This is a genomic window from Halonotius pteroides, from assembly GCF_003605635.1.
Taxonomy (GTDB): domain Archaea; phylum Halobacteriota; class Halobacteria; order Halobacteriales; family Haloferacaceae; genus Halonotius; species Halonotius pteroides.
In genome coordinates, this window is the sequence record NZ_QMDW01000005.1 from 56,903 (window position 1) to 66,955 (window position 10,053).

The 10,053-nt window shown below is 58.7% G+C and carries 9 protein-coding genes and 1 pseudogene; 4 read left to right on the top strand and 6 right to left on the bottom strand.

Going from position 1 to position 10,053, the window contains the following annotated elements:
* The first annotated feature begins 58 nt into the window (after window positions 1–58).
* The 4 genes from DP106_RS04770 (at window position 59) to DP106_RS04785 (ending at window position 4,517) form a co-directional block, all read left to right on the top strand.
* The gene (locus DP106_RS04770; RefSeq protein WP_120083860.1) at window positions 59–1,813 is read left to right on the top strand and encodes a DEAD/DEAH box helicase; all 1,755 of its coding nucleotides are present in this window, start codon (window positions 59–61) and stop codon (window positions 1,811–1,813) included.
* Entirely contained in the window at window positions 1,806–2,969 is a 1,164-nt protein-coding gene (locus tag DP106_RS04775; protein WP_120083769.1) for a hypothetical protein, read from the top strand. Before DP106_RS04770 ends, DP106_RS04775 begins: the two co-directional genes overlap by 8 nt.
* A 358-nt stretch (window positions 2,970–3,327) precedes the next feature.
* Window positions 3,328–4,113, top strand: coding sequence for a hypothetical protein (locus DP106_RS04780; RefSeq protein WP_120083770.1), 786 nt, complete (start codon window positions 3,328–3,330; stop codon window positions 4,111–4,113).
* A 113-nt stretch (window positions 4,114–4,226) separates the two neighbouring features.
* Window positions 4,227–4,517, top strand: coding sequence for an ADP-ribosylglycohydrolase family protein (locus DP106_RS04785; RefSeq protein ID WP_165857822.1), 291 nt, complete (start codon window positions 4,227–4,229; stop codon window positions 4,515–4,517).
* On the opposite strand, the gene DP106_RS04790 is transcribed toward DP106_RS04785, so the two are convergent.
* The 6 genes and pseudogenes from DP106_RS04790 to DP106_RS04815 all read right to left on the bottom strand — a co-directional run bounded on the left by DP106_RS04790 (window position 4,490) and on the right by DP106_RS04815 (window position 9,857).
* Window positions 4,490–5,122, bottom strand: coding sequence for a hypothetical protein (locus DP106_RS04790; protein WP_120083773.1), 633 nt, complete (start codon window positions 5,120–5,122; stop codon window positions 4,490–4,492). The genes DP106_RS04785 and DP106_RS04790 overlap by 28 nt on opposite strands.
* A gap of 94 nt (window positions 5,123–5,216) precedes the next feature.
* Window positions 5,217–5,564, bottom strand: a pseudogene (locus tag DP106_RS04795) (hypothetical protein); the annotation flags it as partial.
* Window positions 5,565–5,581: 17 nt separating this feature from the next.
* Entirely contained in the window at window positions 5,582–5,959 is a 378-nt protein-coding gene (locus DP106_RS04800; protein WP_120083776.1) for an HNH endonuclease, read from the bottom strand.
* A 74-nt stretch (window positions 5,960–6,033) separates the two neighbouring features.
* Complete coding sequence (locus DP106_RS04805) at window positions 6,034–6,744, bottom strand: DNA-binding protein (RefSeq protein ID WP_120083777.1); 711 nt, start codon at window positions 6,742–6,744, stop codon at window positions 6,034–6,036.
* A 4-nt stretch (window positions 6,745–6,748) separates the two neighbouring features.
* Window positions 6,749–7,834, bottom strand: coding sequence for a replication factor A (locus tag DP106_RS04810; protein ID WP_120083779.1), 1,086 nt, complete (start codon window positions 7,832–7,834; stop codon window positions 6,749–6,751).
* Window positions 7,835–8,267: 433 nt separating this feature from the next.
* A complete protein-coding gene (locus DP106_RS04815; protein WP_120083780.1) occupies window positions 8,268–9,857 on the bottom strand; it encodes an ATP-binding protein in 1,590 nt (529 codons plus the stop codon).
* Between the last annotated feature and the right edge of the window lie 196 nt (window positions 9,858–10,053).

The window sequence follows — 10,053 nt, forward strand, 5'->3', positions numbered from 1 at the left end:
AAGATCTGTGGCTCTCGGTCACCAAATGTATATCACGCACACCTGTCTCTACGAACGTATGAGCGGGTACGACCTCGTCGATATCGAGGTCACACACGAATCTGCTGACGATCTGTTTGATTCGTTGTCTGAGGACAGCAATAGAGGAGACCATCTACAGAGTATCCAAGCTGTCCGTCTCCAAGCCGGGCAACCTGACTCCGAACTGCGGTCGTTGAAAGAGTTGGACGAGAACTCCGTCAAGCTACTGGAACACCAGGTGGACGCGGCCTATCGGGCCCTCTTCGAGATGGACGGAAAGGCACTCCTCGCTGACGAGGTCGGGCTCGGAAAGACCATCGAGGTCGGGATGATCCTCAAGGAGATGCACTTCCGACAGACGGACGAATCCGTCCTTATTCTCACCCCTGCACAGTTGGCCAAACAGTGGCAGGCGGAACTCCGTGAGAAATTTGGACTTGACTTCGTCTGCAACTACGACGACGAGTTCGAGGACTTCGATGCGCACGACTACATCATCGCAAGCATCGACACTGCGAAGAGCGAGAGACACCGTGAAACGGTCCTCAAGCGCAACTGGGACGTTCTGGTGCTTGACGAGGCTCACTACGTCAAGAACGAAGAGACGGACCGCTACGACCTGATAGACCAGCTCTCGTACAATTACGCCTTCTTCCTGACAGCGACGCCCATTCAGAACGAGCTGACGGATCTGTACAACGTCGTCTCGTTACTCCGACCCGGACTGTTCGGCACACGCGACGTCTTTCACCACTACTTCGTGAACAGCAATCAGGAGACGCTGGTGAATCGGGACGAACTACAAGACAGACTGAATAAGGTGATGGTTCGGAATCGACGGGAAGACACGGACATCGATTTTACGGATCGGACTATCGACACACGGACGTTCGACCCCACGCCGAAGGAACGCGAGCTCTATCAAGCGGTCTCTAACTACGTGAAAGGGGCCTACAGCCAGGACCAGGGCCAGAAGCTGGTACTAATGCTCTTACAAAAGGAGGTCGTCAGCAGCCCAGTCGCTCTCAAGCAGACTATTGAGAAGCGACTCTACGAGCAGTCGGAGCTCACACACGCGGACGAACTGGAATCCATTCTGGATCTGATCGATGAGATTGATACGGTGACCAAACAGGAGCGACTTTTGGACATCGTTGAGGAAGCCCGTGATACCGTCGAAATGGGGAGGGTAATCGTCTTCACGCAGTTCCGAGCGACCCAACAGCAGATCCTCGACAGACTTGCCTCAGAGGGATACACGGTTCACGCGTTCCACGGTGGGCACTCAAGCAGCGAGAAGGAGCAAATTGTCGAGGACTTCGAAGAAGAGGGCGGAATCCTCGTTTCAACCGACGCAATGAGCGAAGGGCGTAATCTCCAGTTCTGTAACATATTGGTTAACTTAGACTTGCCGTGGAATCCGATGCGCGTTGAACAGCGTATCGGGCGTGTACACCGGATCGGGCAGAAACGAGACGTATTCATCTTCAATATGGCGTTGAATGATACGGTCGAAGAGTACGTACTGGAACGGTTGTACCACAAGATCGATCTGTTCCAGCAGAGCGTCGGGGAACTGAGCTCGATCCTGAGCCGCTTGGAAGAGTCGGGGACGAGCTTCGAAGACGAGATTTTCGAACGCCTAGTGAACGCTGGTTCCGAGGTCGATCTTGAGAACGACTTCGATGCGATGGCCGTTGATCTTCAGGAGCAGCGTGATCTCGCTAATAAACTTGAGGAGTTCAACAGCGGCGTGTTCGAAGGGTTTGATCTAGGGGAGAGCGATGACTGACGCCGCCGTTCCTGTTACCCAATCCGCAGTAGAGCAGTTCACGGAACGATATCTCCGCTCTCTCGGCTGTTCCATTGAGCACAGCGATGACTATTGGGTGGTGTCTGTACCCGATACAACCGACACCGAGATTCCCCACGGGAAACACACGCTCGTTCGTGGGGAAGGCGCTCCAGACGGCGACGATGATAGCACGAAACGGCTACACCCAGAGAGTGCGTTCTTTCAACGGCTCCTCCGTGAGGCAGCAGAACGGTCACCTACCGGCAAGCTATCGATAGAGAGTGAATCCGACATTGAGACTCCAAAGTGGATCCAACGCAGCGATGTTGAAGTACAAAACGCGCAATTCGTCCCGTACTACGACCGTACAGCCGCCGTGGTGCTCTTTCGTGTCGGCATCGAGACCGTCAGTGAATATCAAAAAGAGTTCCTCCGCGCCGTCGCCGTGGATTCCCGGTCAGAGGAGCACCTACCGAGATTGGCCGAATCCTTTCTCGAACTGACCTCGGTAGAGTCCAGCGAAGCCCCCAGTGGCAGCGCGGAATTGACACAGACAGAGGCGCGACCGCTTCTGGATACGGCTCGTGAGTTGGTAATCAACGAGATACAGGACCGACTCGACGAGATCCATCGAGAAGCCTCCCGTGCGGCAGATTCTGAAGTTGAAGAGTACCGCCAGCTGCAAGAGCACCGCATCACCGAACTACAGGAAGAACACTCGAACTTGTCGGCAAAGATTAACGACCTGAGCGAGCAAATCAACACCGGGGACGAGGACTCGCGCGTTCAGGCGCTGCGGGAACGGAAGGAACTCAAATCGGAGTATGAAGAACTCAACGAAACGCTCAACGAGCTACGGGAGCGTCGAGACGGTGGATTTCCCGAGCGCCAGCGAGAAATCCGAGAACGGCACTCACTCGATGTACAGGTCACGCCGCTCACTCTGACGGAGGTCGAATACGAGCGGGGGGAGGTCGATTTCGAGCTTACTAATGGGAGCAGAGGTCAAACCGTTACTCTCGGATACGGGAGCGGGATTGGGGTGACTGAGACCGTTCGATGTGCGTCATGTGATCAGGAGCTCTCTGAACAGGACCCAGTTCAAAAGATTTCGAACGGTCTCGAATGCCAGAGGTGTGCTAAAGAGCGCTAAGATGGCTGCTCTGACACGAACAATCAGAATCGAAGGGATTCAGACGGAGTCGAACGCGTGTTCGCGCCGTGGGAGTACGACGCTCCGCCGGCCGAGCTCGTTGTGGCAGCCCGATGCCGGGACACCTACCTCCGAGAGATGGATCTCCGAAGGCCCTGAGAAGCGGGGGTTTCCGACAAACGGTGGAGCTCAAGAGCGCCGGAGTCGACTGTCCGTACAAACTCTCCGGTCCAGCGGGTAAGCGGGACGAGATTTTTCGATGATTCAGCTCATCGGGAGGGCCCCCTAACTGTGAATGGTCACCCCCGTGCTCTGGTTTATATACCAAAATGAGGGAAGGGGTGCGTGTATAATCAAAATGACTGTACCTCCCAATGGGAACGAGTCTCCATTCGACACGACCCCAGACGCACCCTCCAGCGAACCGAAGTACTCGCCGATCTCTGTCTCTGCACTCCACGCTGCTGTCGGGCAGCGCGGCCTCCCACCCGAATACCTGCCACTCTCCGTCCGAGCCCTCGACGAGCTCCAACTCGCGCTCTTGGCCGAGTACAACGGGAACTTCCTCACACGCCAGCTCACCGAACAGGCAGACCGCTCGAAGTACCTCAATGTACAACGCTACAGCCCGAGTAATAGCGACGCTGATGAATCGGTCGGCTCCGAGCTCGACGCGGTGGACGACGTCGACGTGGGCAATCCATCAGCCGATCGTGGCCCTACCCACTTCGACGACATTCTCTTCCTGAGTGGACCGTACGTGCGAACGCTCTTGGAGGAGTCACTGGGATATGCCGTCCCCGAATTCGTCGGCCCAGTCGACCGCTTTACGCACACGCCGTGGGCCGAACCGTCGCACCCGCCCGAGGAAGACATCCGAATTGAGTTCGTCCCCGCCGGCTCCAAGCCCACGCCCGAGGAGGAACTCATCGCGGGAATCGACACCTATCCCGTTCGCGACGAACTCGTCAGGGTCGTCATCGACGCCTTCGCCATCTACAGCAGTGAACCCGGATTCATGGATGCGATTGGTTCGGTCTCCGGTCCGTCACTCGCCGTCCGTACAGCTCCCCACGACGAGCTTGTGATGGAAGAACCAGGGCCGTACTCAGCGCCGATCCCCGGCGCGGTGAGACACCGATAGGCCGGTCGGGTGTTGATCAACGAAGACAGGATGACTCCCGGCCGGACTTCGAGCTAGCAACCAGCGGTGACTACCTCCCGACCCTGATGTCGCTCCCGACCACACGGGTGGATATGAACACGACCGTCGACCCCAACCGTAGTGCCGGCGCCCTGCTCGGCCTGGCCGGCGGCAACGCGCGCGGCCGTCCGGTGGGGGGACTGCCCGTGCAGGCCATCAACGAGGCGCACGATCGACTCACCGAGATGGTTGGTGGTGGTGTCCACCACCAGCTGCCGGACACGCTGACAGACGATACCGACCTCGCGTGCTGTATCGCCCGGAGTCTTGTCGCACGGGGCGAATTCGCGCCGACGATGCCGGATCCCCGAAGTCGTCAGGGGTCCACGATCCACACGGTGTAGTTGTCGAAGTAGTCGTACTCGGCGAACCACTGTGCCTGGCTCCGTAGAATCCCCTCGTCTGCCGACTTGACCTCAACGAACTTCTCCGTCTCGGCCCTGGGGCACTCCTCGTTCCACACCAGCAGGTCGGGGACTCCCGTCATGTACGGTACCTTGGCGTAATCCGTCCAGTGAATATCAGTGGTGGAGTCCTCGTTCATCTTCGAGACCAGCCCGCGCTTGTACCACGGGGAGAGGTTACGCTCGACTCTCTTGGCGATCCGTTCTGCCACGGGGTTCGGGGGCTTCGAGACGTAATCGTTGTTATCGAGGAACTCGAAATCCTCGTGTCCCGGTGGCGGGTCCGGTTGGGAGCTGTTATTCTGCTGTGGATAGACGAACGACGCGTCGTCAGCCTTGTTGTCCGGCGTATTGAAGTGGTCGTACACCGCGTCACCCCATCGACCGTCGTGGTTGTCGTCGTCAAACCAGTGTTCGACGAACTTCTCGCTGGCACCCCTCCCCGTGAGCTTCTTGCCCGAATAGTCGTAGAGAAACACCTCGAGGTCGTTCCGGTTCTCGTCTCTGAGATGAATCTCGTACGTCCCAGAGTCGTATTCAGCCATGCCCTCAGTTGTGACGTCGAGTTGTTAACTGTGTTCACGGGAGGGGCCCGATGCCGTGCCTTTCTTATCTCACATCCGGGCGTCTCCGTTCCAATCAGATAATGATCGACTGGTGATGAGAAGAGCCAGTATTCGCTCTGTGAACTGAAGCGACGAGTCCACGCCCGCTTCGAAATCTCCTCACCTGCTCGCCGTCGGCCTTACCTCGCAAGGCGCCCATCGCCTCGCCTATGAGCACCGAAAACACACCCATACCCTCTTCCTCGGCTTGTTCGGCGTTGCGCTCAACAACTTCAGCGACCGTTTCCCGCACCTCGTCGTCGCCGACGCCAGCGAGTCCGGCCTCTCCGACCGCCTCCTCGGCGGTCAGGATGGGCTGTTCCGCCAGAACAGGAAGAACGTCGCCGATACCCTCCATCGCCAATTCGCCCGACTCGACGAGGAGCGGCACGTCCATGACTACCGGATTACCCATCTGAGACCGCGTACGACTGCCCGACCGACCACTCGAAGGACCCGTAAGGCATTATGTTCGCCGGCACCGTACTGGCTCCCAGTCGGGTGGCCGTGGATCCCGTCGTGACAGTACTGACAGACCGTCACGAGATTCCCCAAGTGGTTCCACCCACCGTCGCGGAGTGAGGTCAGGTGGTGCGCGTGGAGAATCGCCCCGCTGTCGCCAGCGTGGGGCCCACTCCGCAATCCACAATCCTGGCACGTGTAGTTGTCGCGTTCGTAGACGGCTTTCCGGCGGGCGTCCCAGTCCGGTGGGTACGTTCTGTCGTAGGTGCTGGGATCGTCATATTTCGAGTTGATTCCAGAACTACGCCCGAACATCGCTCGTTAGTCCTTTCCCGACGTGTCGGCGGTCGAGTCCTCGTTCGTGGAGGGACAGTCTCTCGACCCGGGCGTCATTTCGATTCCTGTTCAGGTTTTTTGCCGTCGACGTCGTAACCCTTGGCTTCGGCCTCCTCGAGGCGCTCCTCAATCGTCTCTTCGTCGAGGTTCGCCGCCGAGTCGTCACCATCGAGGAGGTTTTGGAGCGCAAACGCCGCGACATGCGCGAAGTACGACCCATCGTGGCCGTACTGTTCGCGAGCGAGTGCGGCCACCTTCGGTGAGGTCTCCCGTGCCGATCCGACGCGCTCGAGTGTTCGCCGCGCCGCCTCGAATACCCAGCTGTTGCGCGTCTTGACATCGACGATACCGACGTCCTCGGGAACGAGTGAAACGTTAATCGTTCCATCGTCGGTCTTGTACGTCCGGGGCTTGCCGATGACCGTGAGGAACTCGGGAGGCTGAATCTTCTTCAACTTCTTGAGCGCCTCATGCTGGTACTGCCCGGCGTACACCCAGAACGTCCCGGTTGGGTCGACGACACGCACTCGGAGGTACTCTTGATCGTCGGTTCCAACATCCTCGACGTCCGTGACCGTTCCCATAACACACACCCGATTCGCTCGCTCCCCGGTGGGGAGGGCAAGATAAACCGGGGCACGCTCGTCTTGCGAGGTCTTGAACGTGTAGGTCGCTTCGTTCAGCTCGGCGGCAAAGACGTGCTTCGCCACCTCGCGGTCTGGGACGGTCGCCCCCTGCCGTGTTTGAGAGTCGCTTGTTGCCATGCTTTCAGTCGCCTCCCACACCGCCCGCCTGTACATCGTACGAACGCGGGAGATCTTCGATGGACGCAGCCGTGAGCCCCGGCCCATCGTAGTTGTGTTCTGCGAGCAATTCCACGACGGCCTCCTGGTAGCCTTCCGAGAATGCTCTCTCCGGTGTCTCTCCGACCTCGTCGACGAGCAGATACCGCCCGAGCAGCGGGCCTTCAACAGTGAAACGCCGCCCGATCAGAAGGTCGGTGAAGCGGTCGGAGACGACAGTGAAATCCAGCGTGTCGGCCGCCATCTTCTTGGCCTCCTCCAGGTCGATCTCCGTGATCTCCTCGGTGACGCCGCGAGTGAACAGACACTCCTGGGCAGTACGCCCATCGTCGATGACCGCTTTGATACGCAGGTCGAACTCGCCGTCGGCGGCCCCGTGTTCGCTGCACTCACCGCCCGTGACGACGCGAGTGCAATCGGAAGCCGAACATCGCTTGATGAGTCCAGACTGCCCCTGGATCGCGACGAAGAATCCTTCTTGCGTCGTGGTCATCGTCCCGACATCTGTCACGGCTTCCTCGCTATCATGCGCGTGCTCAATAATCTCGCTACGCGAGTTGATTTTTACCGAGTAGGAACCTTCGTACTCCTCAACCACGACGTCTTTGAACGTGTATGTCGTGTCTTCCTCGATGTCTGGTGGGTCCGACTTTGCCCACGCGGTAAACTTGAGCCGTCCGCTCTCATCGCTGATGAGTCCGACTTGGTGAATAGACTCGTGCTGCGGTTCCCATAGTTCGACGACCTTCGCGCGGATTGTGACCCACTCGTTATCCGTGGTACACTCAGCAAGAGGGAGAGGATCGTCGGTCGTTCCCCGTTCGCCGTCGCGTTGAGCCGCCCAGAACGCGTCGGTGTCGATTCCCGCCTCTTTGAGAACGTGGCCTCGAACACTCTCGAACGCCTGGGTCCTCGGTACTCGGTACGTGTTGACGTAGGAGTCAAAGAGCGTCTCGAGCGCGTCGACGTCATACTCATCAGCGCAGTCATCCGGCAGATGGGGGACCAACTGCTCATGGAGTGACTGCGCGTCTTCTCGGAGGGTGCTCATGTGATCTACGGCCTGAACTACGCTTTCTGGTAGTATAAAGAAATCCAGCTAATTCGGTTTCAGCGTCGTTTTCTGGGCCGATACCCCCGAAATTCCGCCACTCTACAACAAGTCACATCACCGGCGTGTCGCCACCAACTGAAACAACGCCCAGACACAGATGGAGGTGTGAATGTAGATGCAGAATACACTTCGATAGCGGGGTGTCACACCCTCGACTATCGTCTCGAAGTCGAGAACAGACCGCCCCTCTACCGTAACCGCCCGAGGCACAGCACCGCGAGGGGATGGATGCGTCATTATTGTCCTACGTAACAATCTGAGCGGCTACAATACAAATCGTAACGTAGGAAAATTAGCGATGTCCCGTTCGCGCTGTGAGGTCCAGTCAGTACAGGATGGAATGGAGAGGACCGATGGGTGAGAAGCGCTTCTACTGGTAGCCGATCGGCGAGTCGTCGGACCCGCCGTCATCATCTGCCTTCGACCGGACGGCGACATCCGGATCTCGAGGGGGCTCCTCGTCATTTTCGGCGTCGTCGACGGGGAGGTCGTCCGTCTTGGGTTCCAGCCTTGTCGCTATTACCTGGAGGTCCTCGGTCGACGGGAAGTCCTCGCGCGTCAAGACGCGAGCATCTCGGTCTGCTGCGATCCGACGAGCCTCTGCGACGAGGTCGGCAAGATCCGCACCCGTCATTCCGGCTGTGTGTGTCGCGAGATTCGCAAACTCATCATCCGAGAGCGATGACGGCACATCGCTCAAATGCGTCCGGAGGATGGCAGCACGGGCCTCTTCGTCCGGGAGGCCGATCTCGAAGTGTGCAGCTAACCGTCCCGGTCGAAGGATTGCTGGGTCGATGTCCCCCGGGCGGTTCGTCGCCGCAACGATGATAGCCTCACGCCCCTCGTGAGTGAGCTGGGCAAGGAATTCGCTGGTCACCTTCCGGTCCTCAGCATGCGATCCCTTCCCCGAGTATTCTCGAGCCCCGAACAGATGCTCGGCCTCGTCGAGGAAGATGACGCACTGCCCGAGTTGTTTCGCCTCGTCGAACAGCGTCTTCACCCGGTCGCTGCTCTCGTTGATCCACATCGACGTCACGTCCGCCGGGGAGAGCTCGACGAACGGGACGGTGAGTTCGCCAGCGAGTGCCCGCGCAAACAGCGTTTTCCCCGTCCCCGGCGGGCCATACAGCATGATACCGCTCTCAGGTTCGACACTGAACCGCGAGAAGCGGTCATCCCCATCGCGATGCGCCAGGAGGGGCTCAAGGACACGGCGTTCGAGATCGGCCTTCACCTCATCGTAGCCGCCGATGTCGCTGAATCGCTGCGGTGAGTGCTGCCAGTCGTACGTCAAGTTCCGTAACTGTACCTCGGACGGGCTACTCCCGGTCAAGGAATGAGTTCCCGGCGTCCCGTCAGTGGACACATCCTCGGCGACGACAGCATCGTTCGCCTCATGACTGCTTGGACTGGGGTCCCTGTCCGTGTTTGTGTTCCGGGTCGAGGAGGGAGAAGTTGGACCGGAGGGGATTCGTGCTCGCTCACGCTCATTCTCCTGGTCGTTTCGCCGCTTGTCCGTCAGCGTGGTCGCAACGTACGTTCCGGCGATGACGGCGAGTAGATTCCCCGTAATAAGCGGAACCGTGAGCGCGTCCGAGTAGGCGTCGCCGGGCGTGCTCGGGAGGAAAGCGTTCACCCCAACGAGCAAGAGTGCTATGACAAAAAACAGCAGTCCACTCACTCCGAGCGGGAGGTATAGCGGTCGCTTGAGGAGCCAGAGAGCGGCGAAACCGGGGATGAACAGCAGGCCGTACACCGCAAGTCCCGCGACGCCCGTCCAAAAGGGATCAAGAACGAGTGGTGCGACCGCCCACGCCCAGCCCATTACCACAGCCGCGATGAGCGAGGCTTCGATGAGACGGCCACGCCGACCGTAAGTGGGGAATCCGTCACGCTTGCGGACGAGTCCGTAGACGACGTCGGCAGCGATGTAGGCTGTTGTGGCAGCGGATAGTGACATGTGTTGATCTCGGCGATGTCTTGCTTTGTTTGGGTGGGGTGGTCGATTCTTGATTCGTCGTTTTTCGAGTGAAGACACCTGTGAACCGCGTGAAATTCACAGTCGAACAGAGTGACTCACGTATTATATCCTGTGGTGGTATATAAGCCTGCGTGCGGTCAGCAGATCGTCAGCAGGCCGCTTACACGGGTCTGAG